The organism is Synechococcus elongatus PCC 11801 (assembly GCF_003846445.2).
Taxonomy (GTDB): Bacteria; Cyanobacteriota; Cyanobacteriia; order Synechococcales; family Synechococcaceae; genus Synechococcus; species Synechococcus elongatus_A.
The window spans coordinates 2,336,922-2,360,519 of the sequence record NZ_CP030139.2 but is presented as its reverse complement, the minus strand read 5'-3'; the positions used below and the strand labels follow the sequence as shown (position 1 = coordinate 2,360,519).

At 48.5% G+C, this 23,598-nt stretch carries 27 protein-coding genes; 10 read left to right on the top strand and 17 right to left on the bottom strand.

The annotated features are described in order from the left end of the window. Positions 1 to 44: 44 nt before the first annotated feature. Positions 45 to 479: a type IV pilin protein gene (locus DOP62_RS11820; protein WP_370538804.1), complete on the bottom strand. Its 435-nt coding sequence runs from the start codon at positions 477 to 479 to the stop codon at positions 45 to 47. Between the two features lie 246 nt (positions 480 to 725). Continuing rightward, positions 726 to 1,160 (bottom strand): type IV pilin protein, encoded by a 435-nt coding sequence (locus tag DOP62_RS11815; protein WP_261789942.1) that lies wholly within the window; start codon positions 1,158 to 1,160, stop codon positions 726 to 728. Positions 1,161 to 1,244: 84 nt separating this feature from the next. Between DOP62_RS11815 and DOP62_RS11810 the strand changes: the two genes are divergently transcribed. Beyond that, positions 1,245 to 3,791 carry a glycosyltransferase gene (locus DOP62_RS11810; protein WP_208675023.1) on the top strand — a complete coding sequence of 849 codons (2,547 nt, stop codon included), beginning with the start codon at positions 1,245 to 1,247 and terminating at the stop codon, positions 3,789 to 3,791. Here the strand turns inward: DOP62_RS11810 and DOP62_RS11805 are convergent. From DOP62_RS11805 to rfbF, 10 genes are all read right to left on the bottom strand, one after another. After that, positions 3,781 to 5,682 (bottom strand): O-linked N-acetylglucosamine transferase, SPINDLY family protein, encoded by a 1,902-nt coding sequence (locus DOP62_RS11805; RefSeq protein WP_208675022.1) that lies wholly within the window; start codon positions 5,680 to 5,682, stop codon positions 3,781 to 3,783. The genes DOP62_RS11810 and DOP62_RS11805 overlap by 11 nt on opposite strands. Positions 5,683 to 5,686: 4 nt before the next feature. Further along, entirely contained in the window at positions 5,687 to 6,205 is a 519-nt protein-coding gene (locus DOP62_RS11800; protein ID WP_208675021.1) for a class I SAM-dependent methyltransferase, read from the bottom strand. 118 nt (positions 6,206 to 6,323) lie between these two features. Then, positions 6,324 to 7,475: a glycosyltransferase family 2 protein gene (locus DOP62_RS11795; RefSeq protein ID WP_208675020.1), complete on the bottom strand. Its 1,152-nt coding sequence runs from the start codon at positions 7,473 to 7,475 to the stop codon at positions 6,324 to 6,326. A gap of 90 nt (positions 7,476 to 7,565) precedes the next feature. Continuing rightward, a complete protein-coding gene (locus DOP62_RS11790; protein ID WP_261790101.1) occupies positions 7,566 to 8,096 on the bottom strand; it encodes a cephalosporin hydroxylase family protein in 531 nt (176 codons plus the stop codon). Between the two features lie 47 nt (positions 8,097 to 8,143). Beyond that, entirely contained in the window at positions 8,144 to 8,812 is a 669-nt protein-coding gene (locus DOP62_RS11785; RefSeq protein WP_222610262.1) for an acetyltransferase, read from the bottom strand. Positions 8,813 to 8,825: 13 nt separating this feature from the next. Continuing rightward, positions 8,826 to 9,968 carry a DegT/DnrJ/EryC1/StrS family aminotransferase gene (locus tag DOP62_RS11780; protein WP_208675017.1) on the bottom strand — a complete coding sequence of 381 codons (1,143 nt, stop codon included), beginning with the start codon at positions 9,966 to 9,968 and terminating at the stop codon, positions 8,826 to 8,828. 7 nt (positions 9,969 to 9,975) lie between these two features. Beyond that, positions 9,976 to 11,202: a class I SAM-dependent methyltransferase gene (locus DOP62_RS11775; RefSeq protein WP_208675015.1), complete on the bottom strand. Its 1,227-nt coding sequence runs from the start codon at positions 11,200 to 11,202 to the stop codon at positions 9,976 to 9,978. 2 nt (positions 11,203 to 11,204) lie between these two features. Then, positions 11,205 to 11,744 carry a dTDP-4-dehydrorhamnose 3,5-epimerase family protein gene (locus DOP62_RS11770; RefSeq protein WP_208675013.1) on the bottom strand — a complete coding sequence of 180 codons (540 nt, stop codon included), beginning with the start codon at positions 11,742 to 11,744 and terminating at the stop codon, positions 11,205 to 11,207. Beyond that, entirely contained in the window at positions 11,734 to 12,861 is a 1,128-nt protein-coding gene (gene rfbG / locus DOP62_RS11765) for a CDP-glucose 4,6-dehydratase (protein WP_208675011.1), read from the bottom strand. Before rfbG ends, DOP62_RS11770 begins: the two co-directional genes overlap by 11 nt. Continuing rightward, positions 12,858 to 13,631: a glucose-1-phosphate cytidylyltransferase gene (gene rfbF, locus DOP62_RS11760; RefSeq protein WP_208675009.1), complete on the bottom strand. Its 774-nt coding sequence runs from the start codon at positions 13,629 to 13,631 to the stop codon at positions 12,858 to 12,860. The genes rfbG and rfbF overlap by 4 nt, the downstream gene beginning before the upstream one ends. A 391-nt stretch (positions 13,632 to 14,022) precedes the next feature. On the opposite strand from rfbF, the gene DOP62_RS11755 reads away from it, so the two are divergent. Both DOP62_RS11755 and DOP62_RS11750 read left to right on the top strand, forming a co-directional pair. Further along, positions 14,023 to 14,358 (top strand): hypothetical protein, encoded by a 336-nt coding sequence (locus DOP62_RS11755; protein WP_208675007.1) that lies wholly within the window; start codon positions 14,023 to 14,025, stop codon positions 14,356 to 14,358. Next, entirely contained in the window at positions 14,351 to 14,494 is a 144-nt protein-coding gene (locus DOP62_RS11750) for a hypothetical protein (protein ID WP_222610261.1), read from the top strand. The genes DOP62_RS11755 and DOP62_RS11750 overlap by 8 nt, the downstream gene beginning before the upstream one ends. 615 nt (positions 14,495 to 15,109) lie before the next feature. On the opposite strand, the gene DOP62_RS11740 is transcribed toward DOP62_RS11750, so the two are convergent. Next, positions 15,110 to 15,760 carry a phosphoribosylanthranilate isomerase gene (locus DOP62_RS11740; protein ID WP_208675005.1) on the bottom strand — a complete coding sequence of 217 codons (651 nt, stop codon included), beginning with the start codon at positions 15,758 to 15,760 and terminating at the stop codon, positions 15,110 to 15,112. Between the two features lie 96 nt (positions 15,761 to 15,856). On the opposite strand from DOP62_RS11740, the gene psaK reads away from it, so the two are divergent. Beyond that, entirely contained in the window at positions 15,857 to 16,099 is a 243-nt protein-coding gene (gene psaK / locus DOP62_RS11735) for a photosystem I reaction center subunit PsaK (protein WP_208675003.1), read from the top strand. Positions 16,100 to 16,174: 75 nt separating this feature from the next. On the opposite strand, the gene DOP62_RS11730 is transcribed toward psaK, so the two are convergent. Together DOP62_RS11730 and holA are read right to left on the bottom strand one after the other, a co-directional pair. Next, a complete protein-coding gene (locus tag DOP62_RS11730; protein WP_261789941.1) occupies positions 16,175 to 16,522 on the bottom strand; it encodes a DUF4168 domain-containing protein in 348 nt (115 codons plus the stop codon). 138 nt (positions 16,523 to 16,660) lie between these two features. Continuing rightward, positions 16,661 to 17,659 (bottom strand): DNA polymerase III subunit delta, encoded by a 999-nt coding sequence (holA, locus tag DOP62_RS11725; RefSeq protein WP_208674999.1) that lies wholly within the window; start codon positions 17,657 to 17,659, stop codon positions 16,661 to 16,663. A 123-nt stretch (positions 17,660 to 17,782) separates the two neighbouring features. On the opposite strand from holA, the gene prfB reads away from it, so the two are divergent. The 6 genes from prfB (at position 17,783) to DOP62_RS11695 (ending at position 21,544) form a co-directional block, all read left to right on the top strand. Continuing rightward, a protein-coding gene (gene prfB, locus DOP62_RS11720; protein WP_208674997.1) for a peptide chain release factor 2 occupies positions 17,783 to 18,905 on the top strand; the annotation gives its coding sequence in 2 pieces (ribosomal slippage) (positions 17,783 to 17,854 and positions 17,856 to 18,905; 1,122 coding nt in all). A 16-nt stretch (positions 18,906 to 18,921) separates the two neighbouring features. After that, positions 18,922 to 19,101 carry a DUF3285 domain-containing protein gene (locus tag DOP62_RS11715; RefSeq protein WP_208674995.1) on the top strand — a complete coding sequence of 60 codons (180 nt, stop codon included), beginning with the start codon at positions 18,922 to 18,924 and terminating at the stop codon, positions 19,099 to 19,101. A gap of 1 nt (position 19,102) precedes the next feature. After that, complete coding sequence (gene ybeY / locus DOP62_RS11710; protein ID WP_208674994.1) at positions 19,103 to 19,588, top strand: rRNA maturation RNase YbeY; 486 nt, start codon at positions 19,103 to 19,105, stop codon at positions 19,586 to 19,588. A 56-nt stretch (positions 19,589 to 19,644) separates the two neighbouring features. Continuing rightward, entirely contained in the window at positions 19,645 to 20,091 is a 447-nt protein-coding gene (locus DOP62_RS11705; protein ID WP_208674992.1) for a diacylglycerol kinase family protein, read from the top strand. A 64-nt stretch (positions 20,092 to 20,155) separates the two neighbouring features. Beyond that, positions 20,156 to 20,758 (top strand): anthranilate synthase component II, encoded by a 603-nt coding sequence (locus DOP62_RS11700; RefSeq protein ID WP_208674990.1) that lies wholly within the window; start codon positions 20,156 to 20,158, stop codon positions 20,756 to 20,758. Positions 20,759 to 20,791: 33 nt separating this feature from the next. Next, the gene (locus DOP62_RS11695) at positions 20,792 to 21,544 is read left to right on the top strand and encodes an MBL fold metallo-hydrolase (protein WP_208674988.1); all 753 of its coding nucleotides are present in this window, start codon (positions 20,792 to 20,794) and stop codon (positions 21,542 to 21,544) included. 111 nt (positions 21,545 to 21,655) lie between these two features. On the opposite strand, the gene DOP62_RS11690 is transcribed toward DOP62_RS11695, so the two are convergent. Beyond that, complete coding sequence (locus DOP62_RS11690; protein ID WP_208674986.1) at positions 21,656 to 22,114, bottom strand: DUF4079 domain-containing protein; 459 nt, start codon at positions 22,112 to 22,114, stop codon at positions 21,656 to 21,658. 66 nt (positions 22,115 to 22,180) lie between these two features. Next, entirely contained in the window at positions 22,181 to 23,572 is a 1,392-nt protein-coding gene (locus tag DOP62_RS11685) for a glycoside hydrolase 100 family protein (protein WP_208674984.1), read from the bottom strand. Between the last annotated feature and the right edge of the window lie 26 nt (positions 23,573 to 23,598).

The following is a 23,598-nucleotide window of genomic DNA, read 5'->3' as shown; positions in this document are numbered from 1 at the left end:
TTGGAAATATCCCAAGGTCCTTAGGATCATTATTGGTTACTCTGTTAGAGAGTTGCACTACCCTTGGTTGCAATGACAGTAAACTTGCCATCCGTCCCAATCGTGCCAGTTACGTTAATACTCGCTGCTTTGCCACTTCCAGCAGCTGTTACCTGGCTAGCATTGCCACATGTTAGGTCAAAGTTACCTGCACTACTACCAATACCAAGCTGAGTACAAGATGCGTTTGTGACGTAGTTGGGATCTAGTGTTGCCGCACTGAGGGTTCGGAGAGCAGCACCCACCGCCGATTTACCTTCAGAGGCATAAGCTTTATCCGTTTGGGCCAGCAGATTCGGTAGTGCAACTGCTGCCAAAATACCAACGATAATAATGACGACCAGCAACTCGACCAGGGTGAAACCCTTTTCGTCTTCCCCTTGTTCTTCTTTGCGCTGAGCAAGATATTGCAGATAACGTAGACGGAGAGAGTCAGACATCTTAAATTATCCTCTCAAAAGATCCTTCCTTAATCTAGTTTATGTGAACTGCGTACAACCCTCTTGTCAAAGTTTTCTTAACTTTAGATTTAAGCCTATACTCTAAGCAAAGAAATAGTAATTTTTATTGAATTTTCAAAAATCTGCACATCAATGATTTTTGATATTTGACAATAAAAACCTCCTCACAGACATCTACTGTGAGGAGGTTAAATGAACCACACTTAGTGATTACTAGATAGCTACCTACAGAGTTGCACTACCCTTGGTTGCAATGACAGTAAACTTGCCATCCGTCCCAATCGTGCCAGTTACGTTAATACTCGCTGCTTTGCCACTTCCAGCAGCTGTTACCTGGCTAGCATTGCCACATGTTAAGTTAAAGTTACCTGCACTACTACCAATACCAAGCTGAGTGCAAGATGCGTTTGTGACGTAGTTGGGATCTAGTGTTGCTGCACTCAGAGTACGGAGAGCGGCACCGACTGCTGATTTGCCTTCAGAGGCATAGGCTTTATCTGTTTGAGCTAACAGGTTCGGCAGAGCAACTGCTGCCAAAATGCCAACGATAATGATGACGACTAGCAATTCAACAAGGGTGAAACCTTTGTTATCTTCACCGTTTTCTTCTTTGCGCTGAGCGAGATATTGCAGGTAACGGAGACGGAGGGAATCAGACATTCAGGAGATCCTCAGCAAGATAGCTGTTCTTGAAGTAACTTACCCGTACAGCAGACTTTTATTTCAGGCTCTGAAAATTCCCGCATGGCTCTTCTTTGGCTCCGTCCGCATTGGGCTTCCCCAGATCAAAAAGCAGTTCTGCAAATCAGTGCAGCACTGCAACAAGCCACTGAGGAAGCAGCTGGTCTTTTGTTGGATACGGCAGGGGCTGAGGAAGAACAGGTTAATACCGCACTGATTGAAGCGGCTTGGGCTGCTAGCGAAAATGGCATTGATATTGAGGAGATTGCTTGCCACGGAGCAGATTGCCGGACAGGATTGCTGGGTGCATTACTCAAGTACCATCAATCTTGCCTGCAGGCAGTAAAGCAGAATACCGATTTGCAGCGTATTCCTGAGCCCCTGGCGACTCAACTGGTCGATTGTTTGCAGCACTTTCCGCAACAGTGGCAACCTTCCGCTCGGTCGCTGGCTGTCATTGTCCCCACCTATAATTGCGCTTCTAAGATTGAGCGAACGTTACAGAGTGTTGAGGCATCGATCCAATTTTTTCAGGAGAGCCTGCCTTTTTCCAGCTTATATGACGTAGAAGTTGTCATTGTTGATGATGCTTCGACGGATGACACAGTTACTGTCGTCCAGAGTTATATCAGCAACAAAACTCATTGCCAGCTTGTTTGTCATCGCTTCAATCGAGGGGCTGGTATTGCGCGCAATACTGGCGTTAATTTCAGCCAAGGTGAAATTCTTTTTTTCTGCGATGGGGATGATCTCTTCTTAGAGAAGCATGTTCTTTTGGGTATTCTGGCCTTAGAAATTTCACTCGACCAGCCTCAAATTTTAGATCGACTGCTGGAATATGCGGGCATTTCACTCGATCAAGAGATTACCCAGTACATCCGGAACATCAATGGTCGTCCGCCCTATGGCTTTGTTAGCTTAGGGGTCAAGGTAGATGAAGATATCCTGACAGAGTGGCATCAACGAATCACAGATTCTCTACTAATTAATCTAGTGGTTAGAAGATCAGTCTTTCAGTTTGTTGAGGGATTTCCTACTCAGTTGGTCTATCAACGGCTCAGATGTACAGAAGATGTTGCACTAAGAGATTGTCTATATCGCTTCTGCAATGGACTTCAAGTGGATGTCGAGACAACACAGTATCTTCGCTATCCGGGCAATAGTTTAGACCGACAACTTCGCAAGTTCCAAAGCCCACTCACAGAAGCTGCAAGTTTAGAAACCAGTAATTTAGATGACTTGCAGCTTGAAAGTCATCTGAGACTAGCCAAAATCAATCTCATACTGAATAAGACTCAATTGACTGAAGATTCTGTCAAGCATTTTATTGTTCCTCTGAAAACAGATCAAAAAACTTCTCAAAAAGATATCCAACAGGCTTCTGGTCTAGAGACAGTTATAGACAACTGCAATCAAAAGAAAGCAAGAGCGATCGCGTTTGATTGGCTAATTTCAACTTATACGGGCTGGGGAGTTTTTGGAACTAATTTTATCCTTCAGCTTCGTCACCAAAGGCAGTCATGGTTTCCTATTTGCCTTAAAAGCCCTTACTTAAATTTGCAGGATCTTCACCCATTAGTTGATCCACAAGTTTTAGAGCTACCTGTTTTCGATCCTGAGAGTGATGATGATGTATTAAAGCGACTTGATCGGGGACTTGATCAGAAGTTGCTGGTCTTGCAAGCAATGATGAATGATTTTCAGTCTAGAGAGTATGAATTTCCCCTTGAACAAAGGGCTGGCTTAATCTTCATGGAAGATACCTATGTAACACCCACAGGCAAGCAGAGAGCAAAGCGCTTCCCTGTGATTATCTCTGGATCAACATGGTGTAATGACCTAGTCGCTGCACATTATCAAGGTAATGCCTACGCCATTCCCCAAGGTGTAGACCCTGCACTTTTTCAGCCGAGCCAAGCAACCAGTTATTTTGGCGATCGCTTTATCATCTTTTCAGGTGGCAAACTAGAGTACCGCAAAGGGCAGGATATTGTCATTGAAGCATTTAAACGCTTCCATCAACAGCATCCAGACGCTTTATTGCTCTGTAATTGGAGCACTGCTTTACCTCAGTATATGAATGGCCTTCAACATGCTGGCTATGTACAAGGCTTACCCAATACAGAAGGTGATCTTAGATCTAACATTAGTCAATGGCTGATCGAGAATGGCTTGCCAGAGGATTCTTTTTACTGCTTGGGCTTTACACCCAATCTTCAAATGCCCTATGTCCTCCGAGAAGCCCATGCTGCCATTTTCCCAAATCGGGCAGAGGGTGGAACCAACTTAGTAGCAATGGAAGCGATCGCTTGTGGAATCCCAACCTTGCTCTCTAAAAACACAGGTCATCTAGACCTCATCCATTTATTTGGGATTGATGCTCTAGAAACTCAAGATCCTGTCAAACCTCACCAGCCCTATGTCGGCACGGAAGGCTGGGGACAATCTGACCCAGATGAAATCGTGGCATGGTTAGAAAAGGTCTATCAAAACTACCAAGACCAGAAAACTAAAGCCTTAGGTCACTCTGCGGCTATTCACCAAACAATGTCTTGGGAAATCCAGATCCAAAAAATGACAGATGTAATTATTCGTCACATTACAATCTGACTTCTCTATTACCGCTTAGCTTCTCTTGCAAGGCTTTTAGATAAAAGTCTTCTAGATGTCGGGTGAGATCCTGAGAGTCATAAAGTTCAGACTGCATAAATCGCTCTCGCATGCCTTGTCTTAACAGGGCAAGCTGATCGATTGATTGAGCAAACTGGACTCCTTTCTCAATGTATTCTTCATCGGTTTCTGCAATCCAGTCTTGAAGATTCAGGGCATGGAGCAAAGAAGCACTATTACGGCTGACCATTAAATCGCCAAGGCGAGTCAGGACAGGGACACCCATCCAGAGCGCTTCGGCGGTGGTTGTGCAGCCACTGGCCGGATAGGTATCAAGAGCGATATCAATCTTGTTATACATTGCAAGATGATCCTCTAAGTTCAACTTAGCCTCATTAAAGTTAATTCGCTGAGAACTAATTCCACAGAGTGAAAACTTTTCTATTAACTCAGAGCGATATAATGCGCTAAGACAACTTCGATTCTTTATTAAAAGCTGACTATTCGGAATTTCATTCAAAATAGAAGACCAGAGTAGGATTGAATAATCGCTGATTTTTCGACTTGCAACAAATGATCCAAAGGTAACGTATCCATTGTTAATAGCTGGCGGCAGTGCAGCAGTTGGAGAGTTAGTCGGTGGAGTGTAAGCTAGATAGCACCGAGGCAGTCGAATAATAGTTTCTGTAGCCAGCTCTGAAGTATGAATAGGGTGAACGATTTCGTCAGTTATCCAGTAGTCAATTGTTGGCAGCCCTGTTGTAGCAAAGTAGCCAAGATAAGTAGCTTGAATAGGTGCAACTCTTGGACTTAGGATATTAAGTTTGTTTCCATTTGTGTGTCCAGAAAGCTCAACAAGAATATCAATATTTAGCTCTTTGATAATCTGAGTAGTTGTTTCAGAATCAGTTAATTTTAAGTCAATCCAAGTATCTGCCAAGTCTTTGAACTTTTTTGTCTTTTCATCTTCTTGCGTATTCGAGAGCAAGATAATGTTAAACTCATCTCGTGAATGATTCTTCAAAATTCCTTCGATAAAATAACTTACAGAGTGTGTTTTAAAATCACCTGAGAGATAGGCAATATTTGTCTTATCTTTAGATTGTACATAGTTGAAGTTACTGGATTGGCAACTTATATCTTGGTCTTTACAATATTTTTTAGTCCAAAGTAAATGTGCATCTAAAATATCTTTGGCTGTTCTAAGTCCACTAGAAAATTCAAATAAATAATTACTTCCTATAATTAGTTTCTCTAGCTCTGATACGTATTGCTCTGCTTTAGAAAATGCGAATAAAGCTTCCTCTTCGTGAGCTAGATCAACTTCGTTAATACCGAGTTCATTCCAAAACTTACCAATAGTAGGTTGTTGAGCTATCAATTCTAGAACTAATATTTTTGCTTCTCCTGCGTAACCTTTTATTCTTAGTACCTCAGCAGCAAGTAGCTTTGCCTGCCAAAAGTCATCATCTAGTGATAAAATTTGAGAGCAGATTTTACCAGTTTGCTCTAGTTGACCAAGCTCCTTGAAAGAACATGCAATTTTATAAAGAATTTCCAGATTTTGAATTTTGTTAAAGTCTATTTGCCTAGCATAATAAGCAACAGATTTGTGATCTGTTAGTGAGTAACATATTTCGCATAGAAAAATTTTAATATCATCCTGACTGGGATTAAATTTGAGTGATTGTTCAAAACAAAATCGAGCAGCACGATACTTTTTCTGTATGTGATATGTACCAGCTAGGGCATACCAGTAGTGAGCATTATTAGACTCTGCTCTCACTGCTTTTTTAAAAAATAGAAGTGCTAACTTCTGCTCTCCCAATTTCCATTGCTCGATCGCTTGCTGGTAATAATTCTTTGCTGAGCAATCACTTTGAGTACTCATGGATTTATTTAACCGCAACGACGTTAAGGCTAATTGGATAACCTAAGAATATTAAACTACTACAATCTTGGAAGAGTTCAAAGTTCTCGACTCGCTCGTAGTCAGAAAACTCTGCCGCTTGTAAATAAGCAAATAAGATCTCGCAATCAAACCCAACTTTGTGGACATCATACTGATCAACCTGTCCCCCAAATAGCATTCGCATAATCTGTAAACGATGCTGAAATCCAGCCATCGGGCTTAAAAACAGCCAACTCAGAGTCTGTAAATCCGGCACACTGATATAAAGCTTGCCCTCTGGCTGCAAAACTCGTCGCCACTCCTGTAATACCGACACCAACTCATTCCCGAGTGAATGATGAAAATGCTCCAGCACATGGCTCGCATAAATTGCCTCGATCGAATTATCCGCGAACTGGCTCAAGTCAGCGGCATTCCCCACAAAGTCAACCTCTGGCCGCTCCAAAGCATCAAAAATCTTCCATTCTGGATGCTGCTCTTTACCACCGATATGCAGCTTCATTATTTAACCGTCATTTCCTAAGAGATAATATTCATATTGTTTCATAGCTGGCTGTATTTTTGGCTCGCAAGGAAGAATATTAAATTTAGCCACCGCAGGCTATAAAATTAGATAATTATTAGGACAGCAAAGAGCCTAAATAATTGTCTAAGAATATAGATGTATCAAAAGAGTTTCTAAAGCCATATTCATCACCATCAATCACCACTCTATTGAACATTGGCACTCTAAATAATGTATAAAATCCTTGATCAAGCAGGTTAATTCTACTATTGATAATTGATGTGGAAATACCATGATCAGTAATCAATCGCATTGCAGCATCAGCATCAATATTCCCTATTTCTAAAAGAGTTCTACATCCTGATGTAATTAGGTCGAGAAAAATATCTTCTTGTAAATCTTCTGACATGTAATTTAAAATAAAACATATGTAATCACTTAAATTGGTAATATGATACGACATCTTTTGATCTTTTAGTGATAATAATGCTACGTTTAAAAGATCGCTTAGTTGTTTAACTTGCAACTCTTGAACAAATTTTTGTGATTCTTCAGAGTTATTCGCAACTCCTGCACCATTACTTGATTTTGATATTCCTGAAACTGTAAAAGGAAGACCCATGTGAACAAAGGAATTAGTAAACCTCAGAATCTGTAAAGCAGAGAATACATCAGGAGAAATTGCTTCTTGAGGGTAAAAATTTTCAGTTTTTAAATTTGAACAGTTATAATTAATTACTCTTTGAAAAACTTCTCGATGAGTAAATGAGTTGTAGAGAGAGGGTAGGTTTTGATAATTTAAGAAGTAACGTAAGGAAGCATCTAATACTCTCTTTGAGCTTAACGCTACCCTAAAATTATGATCATTGATGATTAATGTATTAGGCGATTCGTAAGAGTCTGGCCAATAATAAACCCAGCGATTCCAACAGACTGTTTCTATGTTATTTTCTATCTCTTGCTCGATAAGTGAGAAAAGATAAGGAATGATTAGATCATCATCTCCTATAAAACAGAGATATGCACCTTGAGCACGGGTGAGACCATGCTCAAAGTTGTCTTTCATAGAAAGTCTTTGATTTGTGCGATATTTTCTTACTCGAGGATCTTTGATAGTCTCTAAGTAATCTGCCGTACCATCTTGGCTAAAGTTATCGCAAACAACAAACTCAACATCATCTCTCTCAATTCTCAAGCAAGCTGGAAGCGTATGGATTAGAGTTCCTAGCCGCTCTCGAGTGGGAATAACAATTGAAAATTTAACCATTGTTTTTCTCTCTGAGTGATTCAGATTGTAGAGGGTAATAGTAATGACTTGCGCTGACTATCAAGAAAATTAATTTATATGCTAACTTATTCATTTAATTCTTTTTAAATATCCATCTGGAGCTACGCTAATGAGCAATTTATTATCAATGTCTTTATCGATCGCAAATTCAGGATGTGATTTCAGCCATACATGAACGGCCGTCTTGGGGTTATTGCCCACATCCCAAGGGCGATTTGGGAAGGAACCCACCGGAAGATCTTCAATACAGGTATCAAAGACAATGCAGTAGCTCCCAACGGAGATGAGATCTGCATAAGCGTTCAGTTCAGCAAGGACATGCTCATGAGTATGGTTAGAGTCCAAAGAAACTAGGACTTGTTTCCTATTCTCAGTATGGCGTCGTACTTGACTGACAATCTCTGGATCAATTGAGGAGCCTTCAATTAGTTCCATCTTGAATCGTAGAGGATGCTGATCCAGTGCCTCACGGTTATGCGGACGGATATCAATATCGACACCAACAACCTTGCGCGTGGATTGCCGCGGATCTAAGCCTTCTGCAACATCTAACAGACACAGCAGGGATGCTGATAGCGCGAGTGAGCCACCATGAGCAATCCCTTAAAGTCTGTTCTCTCTGTTGATAAATACTCATTGGATCTCTTTCAACTTTCGATTTTTCTCAAAATTTTTGCGGGGTTTCCAACAACTACAGAATTTGAAGGAACATCTTTTGTGACTACAGATCCTGCCCCAACTACAGAATTTTGACCTATCTTTATCCTAGGCAAAATAGTAGCATTAGTCCCAACAAAAACATCATTTTCGAGTAAGACTTCGCCAGCTAGCGCAGCTTGAGGAGCAACATGGCATCGGTCTCCAATAATACAATCATGATCAATATTCGCACCGGAGTTTATTATTGAGTAATCTCCTATTTGAGCACCAAAGCTAATTATTGAACCAGCTAGAATTTGCGTGCTGTTGCCGGTCTTGCTAAATGAGCTAACAATTGCACTTTTGTGCTGAACACTTCTTGGCTGAAAACCAAAGCTTTTCATAGTTTCTGTTATATCTTGTCTTGCTCGACCATGGGTACCCCCAATTGCAGCAATACAGTCAACTTCTTTAGGGAATATTGACTTTAGAGCAAGATGCTTGATATAGATCTCAAGCCCTTGTACACCAAATGCTAGTGGAATCTCTACAGAAAAAGACTTTGTTTGATTATTGTTATCAAAAAGGTGGACAACTCTTACATTTTCAGCTTGGAGAATATCGTAAATGACCTTGCTTTGACCAGTGGCACCCCACACTATGCAGGAATGATTCATTAGTCGCTCACCTTCAATTCACGACTGATGCGATGCAAGACGTAATCCTATCAATTTCTTGGCTTAAAATTCCATGGGCACAAGGCAAGTTTATGGCACTAGGAGGAATTTTATAAGACCACCATTGCGTAGGATTTTGAGGTTTGAGGTGTTGAAATGGCTGAACCGATGACAGTGGATAGAAAAAAGGCCTCACATCAATACCTAACGGCTTCAGATGCTCTTGCAATGATTCTGAAATCATAGAATTTAGTGATGGATGCCCAATCACAACATTTGTCATCCACGCCCCAATTTCACAATTCTCCTCTCGTTTATTAAAGCAGTAATTCCCTATTTGAAACTCTTTGAACTTTTTCTTATATCTTTCTAGAATATCTTGCTTCTCTTTTATCAATTCATTAACTCTTTCTATCTGGGCACAGCCAATAGCAGCTTGAATATTGCTCATCTTGTACTTAAAACCCACAACGTCAGGCCAAAACTGTTTAGTTTGATTCCGAGCCCGTCCGTGATTAGAAAGTGTCAGCACTTGTTCATAAAGCTCGGGATCATTGGTGACAAACATTCCCCCTTCACCTGTGGTAATCGTTTTCGTACCATGAAAAGAGAATGCTCCAAAACGCCCCATACTGCCAGCCCGCTGTCCGTGATAGATCGAGCCAATCGCTTCAGCAGCATCTTCAATGACTGGAATGCCATGGCGTTCACCAATTGCCAGTAAGGCATTCATATCACAGAGATTACCGTAGAGATGTACAGCTATAATCGCCTTGGTTTTTGGCGTGATTGCTTCTTCTACCTGCTCAGGATCTAAACACCAACTATCAGGTAGGATGTCGACAAAGACTGGATTTGCCCCCAAATGTACAATTGGAGCGGCAGTGGCAATCCAGTTGGTATCGGCCAAAATCACCTCATCTCCAGACCCAATCCCCAAAGCATGCATACCCATATGGAGAGCACCTGTGCAACTACTCGTTGCAATGGCGTATTTTACTCCTAGGTGTGCTTTGAATGCCTCTTCAAAACGAATGATGTAGTCATAGCAGTGTTCGCCCCAGCCATTGCGTGCCGCATCAGTTGCATACTGTACCTCTAGATCAGTAATGGAAGGCTTAGTGTATGGAATTCGACGAAGGGGCTGAGCTGTCATTGTACTTTTAGCTCCACTGCTTCAATTCAGGAATTGCTGTCACTAATGAATATTCAGACAACTGCTGTCTCAGTTCATCAATTAAATTCCAAGGCAATACCAGCAGCTCATCCGGTTTCAGATCTGCCATTTGTTCTGGGCTAATGACAGGAATATGACTCCCTGGTAAAAATTGTCCCTGCTTACTCACAGCGCGATCAGCCACAGCTTCTAATAAATCTGCTTGAATCCCTGCGTAATTCAGCAACGTATTGCCCTTAGCCGCAGCCCCATAACCTAGAACTCGTTTTCCTTGTCTTTTAGCCCTCAACAACCACTCCAGCAAGCCATACTTTGCTGCTTCTGCCCGTTGCTGAAAATCAGCATAGGCAGCAACCTTCTCCAGCCCCCCTGCCACCTCAGCGGCTAAAACTTCAGCAACAGTGGCACTGGATTCCGCAGTGTCTTGATGTGCCATCCAAACTCGCAGACTTCCGCCATGCGTTGATAGTTCTTCGACATCCACCACGACTAACCCGCTCTGCTCCGCAATTCGCTGCACCACCCGTAGACTCAGATAGCTATAGTGCTCGTGATAAATCGTGTCGAATTGATTACCCTTCAGTAGTTGCAGTAAATGTGGAAACTCGATTGAGGCTCGACCTTGGGGCTTCAACAGTCGAGTAATCCCAGCAACAAAATCATTGATATCAGGCACATGCGCCAACACATTGTTAGCCACTACTAAATCCGCCCCGCCGCTGACTGGGGCTCCCTCACCAATTAATTCTTGAGCGAGAGCCGTCCCAAAAAAACGCTCAATCGTTTCAATTCCCTTGACCCGAGCTGCTATCGCTGTGGCATGGGTTGGCTCAATACCGAGGCAGGGAATTCCTCGCTGCTGCATATACTGCAACAGGTAGCCATCGTTGCTTGCTAGCTCCACAACTTGGCTATGTGGCCCTAACCCCAATTTTGCGATCGCCGCTGTTACAAATCGTTCAGCATGGGCACACCAGCTCTGAGAAGTACTGGAGAAGTAAGCATAATCTGCCGTGAATAGATCCTCAGCCGCTGCATGAGCCGGCAACTGAACCAGCCAACACTCTGTACAGACGTAGACCTTGAGCGGATAGGTGATCTCTGGCAGCAGTAGTTGCTCCACACTCAAATAGGCATTGCTCGGTGGTTGATGCCCGAGATCAATTACCTCATGACTGAGCAATGCACCGCAGTGCCGACAGAAATGACTCATGGTCAAGGAAGCAATGGTAAAGAACGATCACGATCGCTCAGTTCGGACGCCGGCAACGGCCAAGCGATCGCAAGTTGAGGATCATCCCAACGAACCCCTGTCTCAGCCTCGGGAACCCAAGCACCCGAATGCAAGTAGAGTAATTCACTGCTAGGCTCTAGCACCTGAAAACCATGGGCACAGCCCTCAGGAATTAGGAGCGCATTTGCTTGCTCTGGGCAAAGCTCAACTGCATGCCACAGGCCATAAGTAGCTGAATGAGGCCGTAAATCAACAGCAACATCCCAAACCAGCCCCCGCAGACAGCGGACTAGCTTGGCTTCACTGTGCGGTGCTGCTTGTAGATGCAGCCCCCGAATCGCACCCACTGCTTCTGTTCGGCTGAGATTCACTTGTGCGATCGATCGATTGCCCCAAGCCTCAGCAAATGTTGGCTCTTGAGCCCGAAAAGCATTGAGAAAGGCACCCCGATGATCTCGAAATGGCTGGCTAATCAGTTCCAGCACACCAGCAATGGGAGTGGGGTGCTGGTTAGGCAACATGACCAGTCATCGCCATTACATAAGCTGCCAAGTCCTCTAGGCAACAATCCAAGCTAGAACGGCCAAGCGCAACTTGGCGATACCAGCTAACAGTTCTTTTCACAGTGGTCTCAAAATCCCAACGCGATCGCCAGCTCAGTAAACGCTGCGCCTTATCGCTCACCAAATGCAATAGCCCGGCCTCATGCGGTGCCGTTGCCTCCGAGCGATCGACCCACTCTCCCGGCCAATGGACAAGAATTGCTTGAATCAGCTCCTGCACCGATCGATTCGATTCCAGAGCTGGGCCAAAATTAAACGCTTGAGCATAGTGATTGGGTTCACCCAACGTCTGTTGTTGCTGTTCATAAAGCCGTTGAGCAAGGAGCAAATAGCCTCCCAGCGGTTCCAAAACATGCTGCCAAGGTCGTGTGGCTTGGGGATTGCGAACCGGAATTACTTGCCCCTCTAATAGAGCCCGCATAGCATCAGGCACCAGACGATCAGCTGCCCAATCACCACCGCCAATCACATTGCCTGCTCGGGCAGTCGCGATCGCCAAATAAGGATTTTGATGAGCCGCTGATCCACAAAAGCTTGACCGCCAGCTAGCTACAGCTAGTTCCATGGCTGCCTTACTGGCACTGTAGGGATCATGACCGCCCAAGCGATCCGACTCTCGATAGCCATAGATCCACTCCCGATTGTCATAGACCTTGTCAGTGGTCACCATTACTACCGCACAAGGATGCTGCAGTTCCTTCACTACTTCTAGCAGTTGCAAGCTACCCAAAACATTGGTTTGCCATGTTCCAAGTGGATCAACGTAACTTTGCCGAACCAGTGGCTGAGCTGCAAGATGCAGCACCACTTCAGGCTGTGCTTCTGCAATGCAAGCTTGGAGTCTTGAAGCGTCGTTGATATCTCCTGTGCAGTGATGGAGTTCGCCCCAGCCCGACTGCTTTGGCGTCGCCTCTAACTGAAGCTCTATAAAAAGAGAAGCATCGGCATCAGGGGGAAGCGCATAGCCCCACACCTCAGCACCCAACGTCAACAACCACAGCGTCAACCACGATCCCTTAAAGCCCGTGTGACCTGTAACTAAAACTCGGCGATCTTGCCAGAAAGTTAGCATCATTCCCACACTTTCCATGGGGCTTGACCACTCACCCAAAGTTCTTCCAATCGGGTTCGATCTCGTAGCGTATCCATGGGTTGCCAGAAGCCTTTATGCTTGTAAGCTGATAATTGATTATCAGCTGCTAAGCATGGCAATACTTCAGCCTCCCAACTAGTACTATCATTCTCAATTCGTTCTAAAACACTTGGCTCTAGTACAAAGAAACCACCATTAATCCAAGCATTATCTCCGTCTGGCTTCTCTTGGAATTGAAGGACAGTATCACCATCTAGCCCCAATGCTCCATAACGGCCTGGAGGTTGAACTGCCGTTAATGTTGCTTGCTTTCCTCCCCGATAATGATGTGAAATTAGAGCTTCAATATCCACATCAGCAACCCCATCTCCATAGGTAAAGCAAAAAGTTTCATTCTTGAGATAGCGTTGTACGCGACCCAATCGTCCACCCGTTTGACTGAGCTCTCCCGTATCAACAAGAGTGACTTTCCAAGGCTCACTTTTACGCTGATGTACCTCCATGTGATTGTCAATGTCCATATGAAAAGTTACATCACTGGTGTATAGAAAATAATTAGCAAAATACTCTTTAATTAGATAGCCTTTGTAGCCACAACAAATAATAAATTCATTAATGCCAAAGTGACTATAAATCTTGAGGATATGCCAGAGAATAGGTTTTCCACCTATTTCTACCATCGGCTTTGGCTTCAAATAAGTTTCTTCACTCAGTCGGGTACCAAGACCGCCAGCAAGGATAACTGCCTTCACAGTGACAGAGGCCTTCTAAATGTCCCTTAGCACGATCGCATAGCTCTTTGATTCGTGTGCAGAGTATTTATAAATCAGCATAAAGATTAGATGCACCAACGGGTTTAGTGACCAATTACTCTTTTGGATTACTCAGCACATCTTTGGGTATGGCTCACGACTTTCGAACTATACCCAACCACTCTTTTAGATGACCTCGGTTATCTTTGGGTATACCTCACTGTTCCCAAACATAGCCCAGCTATTCCTGAACTATACTCAGCTACCCAACTCTAAAAAAATCTGCAGTTTCAGCAAAACTAACCCCAATACCCCATCGACTCTGTTATCCCATTTGTAGTGCTTAGCAACCTGCCAAAGCACTGTTTAAACACTATTGGAGTCATCCAAAATGTCCGTGACCTCATCTCTACCCCCCGCACAACTCGACGAACTCCGAGACATTCTGATGCAACGGCAAACCCTCTTTGATCCCCTACCCAGCCTCACCCCCAAACAACGCCAACGCCTCACCAAGCAAGGCAGCAAAAGCCAAGGCTTTGTCACCTACACTGCCACCCTGCTGCAAACCAACCCCACCTGGCTTCTCAGCAGCCTCAACACCAGTCGCTTCCTCGCCGACTACGTCATCAGCGATCGCATCCTCGAACAACGTAACCAAATTGCGCCAACTCAGCGATCGCCTCAGCGACCTCTACCTTCTTCTCAACGACAGCACCATGAATGAGTACTGCCCTCGAAATCTCCAGCCTACTCAAAGTCCTACAGCGCAGTCACCCCGACTTAAGCCAACATATCCAGAACTCAGCCAGCGCTTTATTGGTCAAGGCCGTACCGCCAACCCCAATAGCCTCAGTGCCTAAGATCTTCAGCCGCGATCGGGCAGCGTTCCGCAGTCGATAGCCTCGATCTTCTTCCAGCAGCAACAGCTTCACCCTTTTTAGTCGTCCTTAGCCGCACCCTATTGATTGGATCGCAATCAGAAAGCAGCGATCGCTCCTCCGCTTCAGTCTGAGGTGATCAGCTTATGGCTCTGTAGTCAAACTTCCAGAGTGGCCAAGCTATCCACATCCAACAACCCATCAGCTAACGCTTCAAGCTGATTGACTGACAAAGCCTAAACCCGAACCAATAAGCTTTCCGGCAATGATCCAGGCCGACGAGTGAGCAAGCGAGTGACAACAGCTAGCTCACCCTCTTGCCATCCCTCTTCCACTACACCTTGATAGAAGCGCGTATGCTTCAAGTCTTTTGTTGCAATGCCTAGCATCTGATGAATCTCCTCAAGCTAAGGCAACTTACTCGCCACTATTGCCTCCATCAACTCCAATAGCCGCTCAATCGCTGCTTCATCCTCTGCTGCTGACAACACTGCTCAGATTGCGTAAAACAGCCTGTCCGTCTTCATCCCAGACAGATTATCAGCCTGCGATCGCGGGTTTGCATTCACCCCTAAACGAAAAGAAGGAGCCTGGAATTTAGTTAATTCCAGTTGCACTCAGAGCAGCAAAGAGTGTTGCAACTTTGGTCAAATCCTTGTTGCCGGGCGATCGCTCAACACCACTCGACAGATCAATGCCAGCAGGTTGGAGTTGAAAAAGCGCTTCGCTGACGTTCTCGGGCGTCAGGCCACCGGCGAGTAACCATGGACGAGGCGGGTGAAAGGCTTGCAGGCTTTGCCAATCCAAAGTTGCGCCCGTTCCCCCCAGCATTTGAGGGTGATAGGCATCGAGCAGCAACGTGTCTACACACTCTGCAAATATCTCAGCCAAGGCTAAATCGGCCTTTGAACGAATGCGGAGGGCTTTGATCATCTCTACTTCTGGGAAGAGATCGCGCCAATACTGACAGTCTGATGGAGTCTCACTACCGTGCAGTTGAATGCTGGTGATCCCAGCTGTGACATAAGCCTCTAGTTCAGCTTGAGTCGCATTCGCAAAAACCCCAACTCGATCCACCGTTGGATGAGTCGCTTGTAGCACTTGGGTCAACTGGGCCACTTGAGCCGGTGAAACATAACGCGGCGACTGTTCCACGGCAATGAAACCGATCGCAGTGGCTCCGAGATCCGCGATCGCGACTGCTTGCTGGGGATCGCGCAGACCGCAAATTTTGATGCGTAGGCCCATGGTGCTCTAGCCATTTGTTAAGTATTCGCAAGCCTCGGTTCAGTCGGGCAGCCTGCTTTTTATCATGCTGGCTAGCTTGAACGAGGAGAAGAATCCATGAGCCCGACCACCGTGGAATGGAGCCCCAGTGTTGCTGCCATTATGATCACTGCCAACCTGTTTGCGATCGCGATCGGCTACTTTGCGATTCGCAATCGGGGTGTGGGTCCGGCTTTGCCGGTGGAACTGCCCGCAATTTTTAGTGGCTTTGGTCTGCCAGAATTGCTGGCCACGGCGAGCTTCGGCCATTTGTTGGGGGCTGGGCTGGTGCTGGGCTTGGCTCAAGCCGGTCTGCTCTAGCTGTCATTGCGAAGAGGGGGACCGTAGAGCAACAGACTCTGCGGTTTCACCGCTCAGGAGTGACGAGACTGCTAATCAACGCATCATCTGCATCAGCTGTGTCTGAACCCGCTCTTTGAGGGTTGGATTGCTGTTTTGCAGCTTACGAATTTCGATAAAGCGACTCGGACTCAGACCATTGCGGTCTAGGATTTGAGCTGACTGGCGGCAAAACTGGTCAAAAGCGCGGCGAACGCTGGGTTCATATTGTTGCCAGAGCTCGCGTTGATGACAGCGCAATGAGGGGACGGCCGATTGTCCTAGCTGTTCGCGAATAGTACTGAGGGTGTTTCGTCGCAGTTGCTCAATTTCAAAAGCTGACCGCGCAAAACTGTTGATTTCCTCAGGGCTGGGAAAGTCATCAGCTCGGGCAGCTAGCGGCATCAGCACAACCGCAAGCACGAGCGGTAGCAATGACTTGTACCAGTGATGAATCATAAAGCCGAAATTACCGTTGCAAGCGATTGGGGCGTTGCTGTCTTAGTTCTATTGAAGCGGGGAGTCTGAGAAATGTTCCGTTCGCTACGGACGCGATCGCGGCGGTTGGCAGCATTGACAGAGCGCAACCACTTGGGATTGTAGATGCGCAAGCGGATCGACTCCCTGTTTGAGTCCAAGTTCTAAGTCAAGGAGCAGCGGTAGGGTCTGCTGAAGTTGACGACTGGAGAGTGATCGCACTTCTTGCACAACGAAATGGACGCGCTTGGGGTTGCCGATCCCAGCTGCCGTCGCGATCGCCTGCGGATCTCGTTCTCCCCGTTCCTGCAAGAGCTTGACCCATAACCACATTCGGAATTGACCAATCAGGGTGGCACTAATCCGCAGGGCTGGCTCGTTGCTGGCGATCAACTCACTCACCAAACTTAGAGCGCGATCGCAGTCTCCTTGGCGAATGGCAGCCGCGAGTTGCAGGCTATTTTGAGTCGTTGTACTGACGAGGGCATGCACGACACGAGCTGTCACCGGTTCGGGGCGATCGGCTTGGTAAAGTTTCAGCTTTTCAAGCTCGTTGTAGAGCTGACGGGTTTGGTTACCCACAGCCGCCGCCAAACAGGCGATCGCTTCGCGATCGAGGCGTACCCCCACTTCTTGCGCGACTTGGGCAACCTGCTGTTCCAACGCCTCACCGCGCCAGGGAGGAATCGGTGAGAACTCCTTCAGCTCCGCGACCTTTTGCAGCAGCTTTGTGGATTTGAGCCGACCATTGGGCTTGCCCGTACTGCTAAACAACAGCACGGTCGTCTCGGGAATCTGGGGCAGCGTGCGAGCCAGTTCAGCGTAGACCGCATCAGAACATTGCTGAGCCAACGTGGTTTCGGGGAGCCAAATGAAGCGTTGACCAGACCCAAACGGAGGCGTCAGCGCCAGCGAGAGGGCTGCCAGCACGGAATCGGACTGCTCCGGCGGAATTCGCTCACTGTTGAAACTCGCCCAAGCTGGATCGAGACTGCGATCGCGCAATTTTTCAGCTGCTTGTCGCAGGGCAAATTCATCTTCCCCCCAGAAGTAGTAGACCGGCATCAGAAAACCATTCCAGAAGACCTGCAGCGGCGATCGCCCTTGATTCTAGGGCTGCTCCTTAGACTCGCAACGCCCCAAGCGATCGCGGTGTTAGGATCAGCGCTTGTCAGAGTCTCGCCGATCATGGACACGCTTGAGATTAAACGTCAGCACGAACCGCTCCGTAGCCGCCTGAGCCATGCTCAGGACTATCTTTGACGTTCCCGCTCTGCAAGCGCGTATCCAAGATTTAGAACAAGAAGCTGCCCAGCCTGACTTTTGGGATGACCAAGCAGTTGCCCAAAAGATTCTCAAGCAGCTAGATGACTGCAAAAGCCAAGTTCAGCGACTCGCGGACTGGCAACAGCTCGATTCGGATATTGAAGCGATTCTGGAACTGCTAGCCGTCGAGCCCGATCCAGCACTGTTTGAAGAAGCCGAAGCAAACGTCCAGCGGCTGCAACGTGAACTGGATCAGTGGGAACTGCAACAACTGCTCTCAGGTCCTTACGACGCTGAAGGTGCTGTGCTGTCGATCAATGCTGGTGCTGGCGGTACTGATGCCCAAGACTGGGCTGAGATGCTGCTGCGCATGTATACCCGTTGGGCCGAGGATCAAGGCTATCGGGTCCGTGTCACCGAACTTTCCGAGGGAGAAGAAGCGGGGATTAAGTCAGTCACCTTGGAAATTGAGGGTAAATACGCCTACGGCTACCTCAAGGCCGAGAAAGGCACCCATCGGCTTGTCCGCATTTCCCCCTTCAACGCCAACGACAAGCGCCAGACGAGCTTTGCGGGGGTAGAAGTAATGCCCGTGCTCGACACTGATATTGACCTCGATATTCCTGAGAAGGATCTGGAGATCACAACATCACGCGCTGGCGGCAAGGGCGGTCAGAACGTCAACAAGGTTGAGACGGCAGTGCGGATTGTTCACTTGCCGACCGGACTCGCCGTGCGCTGTACCGAAGAGCGATCGCAGCTTCAGAACAAGGAGAAAGCGCTGGCGATCCTCAAAGCGAAACTCCTGGTCGTCCTGCAAGAGCAGAAAGCCAAGGAAGTCGCGGAAATTCGCGGCGACATGGTGGAAGCCGCTTGGGGCAACCAAATTCGCAACTATGTCTTCCACCCCTATCAGCTCGTCAAAGACCTGCGGACGGGTGTAGAAACTAAAGCGATCGCGGATGTGATGAACGGCGACCTTAATCCCTTCATCCAGGCGTATTTGCGCCAAGATAACCAGATGCTGATCGAAGCCACCGTCTAAGAGTGTTGCCTCTACGATGACCACGCCTGACTCACCGACAGAAACCGTCACGCCAGCCGAGCCGCCCAGTGATAGCTACGTCAAGTTGGCGATGCGCAACATGGTTCGCAAGGGCCGTAAGTCCCTCTTTCACTTTGGCTTGACCACAGTCGGCCTACTGGGGCTGCTGGTGGGTTTGGCTTACCTGACTCGCTGACGTGGCTTTGCTTGATCTGACTATCCAAATCGTCTGTAGCGATCGCTTGCCAGAGTTGCCCTGGCAAGACTGGTTCGATCGCTGGCTAACGGATATCCAACCCAGTTTGCCGACCGATTGGCAAGCGCCAGCCTACGAAGCCTGCTTGCGTTTTGTCGATGATGGGGAAATTCAGCAGCTCAACCGCGACTATCGGCAGCAGGATAAGCCCACAGATGTTTTGGCCTTTGCAGCCCTAGAAGATGCGATCCCCCTGGGGTTGGAGCCAGAGGAGCCACTCTATCTCGGCGACGTGATCATTTCCGTTCCCACAGCTCAGCGCCAAGCCCTTGGTCATCCCCTGGAAACCGAGCTTGCTTGGCTGGCAGCTCACGGGCTACTCCATCTTCTGGGCTGGGACCATCCTGATGATGAGCAACTGGAAGCAATGCTGGCGCAGCAGGATCATTGGCTCAATCAGGTGGGCATTCTGAGTCCTCAGCGTTGAACGCAACGTGATAATCCCCCGTACACTGTGCGCAGTGGCTGCCATTGGAGGCCAACATGCCTGAAACCCAAACCCCTTCAAGCCGGATGGAGGCCAATCTTGCCCGAAATCGCGGCTATGCTTGGCGGATTGCTCCCAACTTACTCAGTAGCTTCCGCTATGCGGGGTTAGGCGTGAACTATGCCTTTCAGACCCAGCGCAACTTCCGCATCCATGTCGTGCTAGGGGCGATCGCCGTCGGCCTCTCGTTCGGTTTGGGGCTGAGTGCCACCGATCGCGCGATCGTGACGCTAACGGTCGCGGCGGTGCTGGTCATGGAATTGCTGAATACAGCGCTCGAATCCGTGGTGGATCTGACCGTTGAGCAGCGCTATCACGAGCTGGCTCGCATTGCCAAGGATTGCTCAGCAGGGGCGGTGTTGATTGCTGCGATCGCAGCAGTATTGGTGGCAGCCACGTTGATTCTTCCACCACTCTGGCTCCGCCTTAGTCTTCTCTGGTGAGCGCTGACCGGATTGAAGCCGCAGATCGTACGCTGGAAAAGATTGTTAATTTCGGACTCTGGCCGTGCTGCTCGTCATCGATAACTACGACAGCTTTACCTATAACCTCGTCCAGTATCTTGGCGAACTGGCCAGCGACTACGCGATCGCCCAAGAAATTGTGGTGCATCGCAACGACCAGATCGACCTCGCCGGAATTGCAGCCCTGAAACCGGATGCGATCGTGATTTCACCTGGCCCTGGCCGCCCGGAAGATGCGGGTGTATCGATGGCTGCGATCGCAGAGTTTGGGCCAACCACCCCAATTTTGGGCGTCTGCCTTGGCCATCAAAGTATTGGGCAAGTCTACGGTGGTCAGATTGTCTCTGCGCCTGAGCTGATGCACGGTAAAACTTCACCGGTGCTGCACACCAATGAGGGGGTGTTTCAAGGGCTGGACAACCCTCTGACGGCCACGCGCTATCACAGCTTGGTGATTGACCGCGCGAGTTGCCCCTCTGAACTGGAAGTCACGGCTTGGGTAGAGGACGGCACAATCATGGGCGTGCGGCATCGTCAATATCCCCACATTGAAGGCGTGCAATTTCATCCAGAAAGCGTGCTGACCCAGTCCGGCAAGGTGATCTTGGCGAACTTTTTAGCCAAAGTGCCGTCTCCTGAATGCTAGGCTCTTAGCCGTGTCTGTGGCGGGTGTGAATTTGTGAAGCGTCGTCAGTTTTTGCAAGTAGCGGGCTGGGGAAGTTTGGGGGCGATCGCCACGACTCTGCCCCAAGTCGCCCAGGCTCAAGCCGGTTCTCTGCAAATCCAAGCCTTTGGTCATAGCTGCTTCCGCTTTACAGGCGGAGGACTACCGGCCATTGTCGTCAATCCGTTTAAACCAGGGGGCTGCACAGCAGGGCTACCCCTGCCGCGACAGTCAGCGGGCATTGTGCTGATCAGTAGCCGCTTGCTGGATGAAGGCTATGCCGAAGCAATTACTGGCAATCCCCGCGTTTTGTTTGAAGCTGGGGTCTATCGACTGGGGTCGTTGCAGATTCAAGGCGTGAAGCTGCCCCACGATCGCATTGGTGGACGACGCTTTGGCAACAATGTCGCCTGGGGCTGGTCCCAAGCAGGGCTCTCGATTCTGCACTTGGGGGGCGCGGCTGCACCGCTCAGCGTCGAGAATCAAATTCTGTTGGGGAGCCCTGACGTCCTTTTAATTCCCGTCGGCGGTAGCCCCAAGAGCTACAACCCCGAAGAGGCGAAGGCGGCGATCGAGGTCCTCAAACCACGCCTGATTATTCCGACTCAGTACCGCACCAGTGCAGCTAGCAAAGAGAACTGCGACTTGGGGCCGCTCCAACCGTTCTTGGAGCTGATGCAGGGAACACCCGTTCAACGTCCCGGCACTACCGTCACGCTCCAGAAGGCCAGCCTACCGAAAACCGGATCGCGAATTATCGTTCTCTAACCGGTTGTTTGCAGTCAAGATTCAGCCACACAGGCATCAAAAAACAGTCCCACCGATGAGTAGGACTGTTTTTGTATCGGAGGGCACCGCGATCGCGATGCCTGCTTCGTCCTAGTGACGAGCGATGATGCGCTGAACAATATCCATGCCCGTGACGGCTTGCCAGGCGAACAGACCGACAATCACGGTATTGAGGGCGATGTGCGTGCCACGCGCCCAATCACTGCCTTTTTGCATCAAGGGTGACAGTGCTGCCGAGACAGCAATCAAGGCCGCCATACCCAAGCCCGCCAGCAAGTGGGGACCGACAAACAGCTTGCCATTGTTGATGTAAGTGACTGCCATACCGCCAACGGTGCCCAGTACCATCAAGGCCAAGACGAGGGAGCCGAACTGGAAGTGCTTTTGATTGACTTTGGCTTGGATCAGCTTCTTCTTCTCTTCCCCAGTCGCCGATCGCAGTTGGCGCACTTGGAAGCCGAGATAGCCCGCGTAGAGGCTCACCCCCAGCAAGATCCACATCAGCAGTGGATGGCCAAAATTGAGATAAAACTTGAGTTCGTCTGACATGGCGTGTTCTCCTCGCCGAGCTAGGACAGGCTGCTGTCTACTCGGCCACAAAGGTCTTCACAAATCTTAGGGTAAGCCCCGCAGACTCAGCAGTTGAATCCCTTTGGGCTGGCTGAGGAGCGCTTGATTGAGCAGAAGTCCCGTGAAAGTCCAAGTTTGATAGCGGCAGGCGCGCTCTGCAATTTGCACTGATTCCTTGCCTTCGTAGTATTCGGGCCACTCGTCTTGGGGGAGCTGCTGACACTGTTGTGCATGGTAATGCTGCAGCTTCTCTAGCCAGATCTCGCAGAGTTCGCGATCGCCGCCACGCTGTTGGTAGTGCAAAACAGCCGCGCTGAGATACCAGAGCAGTGACGGCCAACTCCCGCCATTGTGATAAGACCAAGGCTGATTTTTGGGATCGCAGCCCGTCAGGATTTTCCAAGCCGATCCGGTGAGAGCCGGATAGCAGAGTCGCAGTGGCACTTGACCCAAAATTTGGGCTTCATTCTGCAAAATCAACCGCAGAATTGCTCCCTGTTGATTGAGCGGTAGTGCATCAAAAATGATCGCCAGCAAATTGCCGAGACTGAAGAAGCGGAAATCCGGACGACCAGCTCGCATATTGCCCAGCAGGTAGCCGCCCGACTCACCGAGCCAAGGTTCCACCCAATCGGGAATGGCGATCGGCTGGATGTTATAGGGATTATGGCTGCGATCGCCAAATTCTTCGGTGGGCCACTGCTGCCAGCGCCGTAACCGTTGGGGTGTCACCCAGAAGTGCCAGCAAATATACTGCCGCAGGCGGCGCGCCTGGACATGGGCGGCGTTGGCGGCTTCGGTGTACTGCAGCAACTGGCCGCAAGCCCGTAGCGCTACATAGAGCAGGACTTGAATTTCCAAAGGTGCGCCTGCTACATCTAAGGGGCGATCGACCATGAAGGCACCATCGGGAACCTCCAACAGCGGATTTTGGTTGAAAACGGGACGTAACAGGAAGGCCAGCAGCCGTTGCAGCCCTTGCTGAACCGTTGAACTTTGCACAAAGGCATCATCTTGGGAAGCACGCCGATAAGCTTGCAGCAACACCGGCCACCAGAGGCTGGGGTCGGCAGAGACCACCCGTCCGATCGCCCGCTGACCATAGTCGGCGACACAGTGAGTTGCTTCGCAGACAAAGCTGGTTGGCAGAATGCCGTAGGTTTGCAGGGCTTGGCTCTGGAGGGAGAGCGACAGTTGCAGGAAATCGCGAACAACGTCGGTTTTGCCCTGCAACAGCAGATAAAGCATCACCGGTACGTTGTCGCGAATGAAGATTTCGCGATAGTTGGCTGCGGCTAGCTCCTGATCCTCAGGCAGCGCCGCGATCGCCCCCGCCCACTGATCGCGGTAACGCACCAAAGCCCGATCCCATAACAACTGCTCCGCTGTGTGCAACGCGGTCTGCATTGTGGCGGACAGCACAAGGGAATCGGGCATGGCAAAGTCCTGCGGGAGAACAGCAG

Excerpts from the sequence above, each read along its gene's own strand:
- DOP62_RS11820 (WP_370538804.1), bottom strand. The coding sequence starts at position 479 with ATGTCTGACTCTCTCCGTCTACGTTATCTGCAATATCTTGCTCAGCGC.
- DOP62_RS11815 (WP_261789942.1), bottom strand. The coding sequence starts at position 1,160 with ATGTCTGATTCCCTCCGTCTCCGTTACCTGCAATATCTCGCTCAGCGC.
- DOP62_RS11810 (WP_208675023.1), top strand. The coding sequence starts at position 1,245 with ATGGCTCTTCTTTGGCTCCGTCCGCATTGGGCTTCCCCAGATCAAAAA.
- DOP62_RS11805 (WP_208675022.1), bottom strand. The coding sequence starts at position 5,682 with ATGAGTACTCAAAGTGATTGCTCAGCAAAGAATTATTACCAGCAAGCG.
- DOP62_RS11800 (WP_208675021.1), bottom strand. The coding sequence starts at position 6,205 with ATGAAGCTGCATATCGGTGGTAAAGAGCAGCATCCAGAATGGAAGATT.
- DOP62_RS11795 (WP_208675020.1), bottom strand. The coding sequence starts at position 7,475 with ATGGTTAAATTTTCAATTGTTATTCCCACTCGAGAGCGGCTAGGAACT.
- DOP62_RS11785 (WP_222610262.1), bottom strand. The coding sequence starts at position 8,812 with ATGAATCATTCCTGCATAGTGTGGGGTGCCACTGGTCAAAGCAAGGTC.
- DOP62_RS11780 (WP_208675017.1), bottom strand. The coding sequence starts at position 9,968 with ATGACAGCTCAGCCCCTTCGTCGAATTCCATACACTAAGCCTTCCATT.
- DOP62_RS11775 (WP_208675015.1), bottom strand. The coding sequence starts at position 11,202 with ATGAGTCATTTCTGTCGGCACTGCGGTGCATTGCTCAGTCATGAGGTA.
- DOP62_RS11770 (WP_208675013.1), bottom strand. The coding sequence starts at position 11,744 with ATGTTGCCTAACCAGCACCCCACTCCCATTGCTGGTGTGCTGGAACTG.
- rfbG (WP_208675011.1), bottom strand. The coding sequence starts at position 12,861 with ATGATGCTAACTTTCTGGCAAGATCGCCGAGTTTTAGTTACAGGTCAC.
- DOP62_RS11755 (WP_208675007.1), top strand. The coding sequence starts at position 14,023 with ATGTCCGTGACCTCATCTCTACCCCCCGCACAACTCGACGAACTCCGA.
- DOP62_RS11750 (WP_222610261.1), top strand. The coding sequence starts at position 14,351 with ATGAATGAGTACTGCCCTCGAAATCTCCAGCCTACTCAAAGTCCTACA.
- DOP62_RS11740 (WP_208675005.1), bottom strand. The coding sequence starts at position 15,760 with ATGGGCCTACGCATCAAAATTTGCGGTCTGCGCGATCCCCAGCAAGCA.
- psaK (WP_208675003.1), top strand. The coding sequence starts at position 15,857 with ATGAGCCCGACCACCGTGGAATGGAGCCCCAGTGTTGCTGCCATTATG.
- DOP62_RS11730 (WP_261789941.1), bottom strand. The coding sequence starts at position 16,522 with ATGCCGCTAGCTGCCCGAGCTGATGACTTTCCCAGCCCTGAGGAAATC.
- holA (WP_208674999.1), bottom strand. The coding sequence starts at position 17,659 with ATGCCGGTCTACTACTTCTGGGGGGAAGATGAATTTGCCCTGCGACAA.
- DOP62_RS11715 (WP_208674995.1), top strand. The coding sequence starts at position 18,922 with ATGACCACGCCTGACTCACCGACAGAAACCGTCACGCCAGCCGAGCCG.
- DOP62_RS11705 (WP_208674992.1), top strand. The coding sequence starts at position 19,645 with ATGCCTGAAACCCAAACCCCTTCAAGCCGGATGGAGGCCAATCTTGCC.
- DOP62_RS11690 (WP_208674986.1), bottom strand. The coding sequence starts at position 22,114 with ATGTCAGACGAACTCAAGTTTTATCTCAATTTTGGCCATCCACTGCTG.
- DOP62_RS11685 (WP_208674984.1), bottom strand. The coding sequence starts at position 23,572 with ATGCCCGATTCCCTTGTGCTGTCCGCCACAATGCAGACCGCGTTGCAC.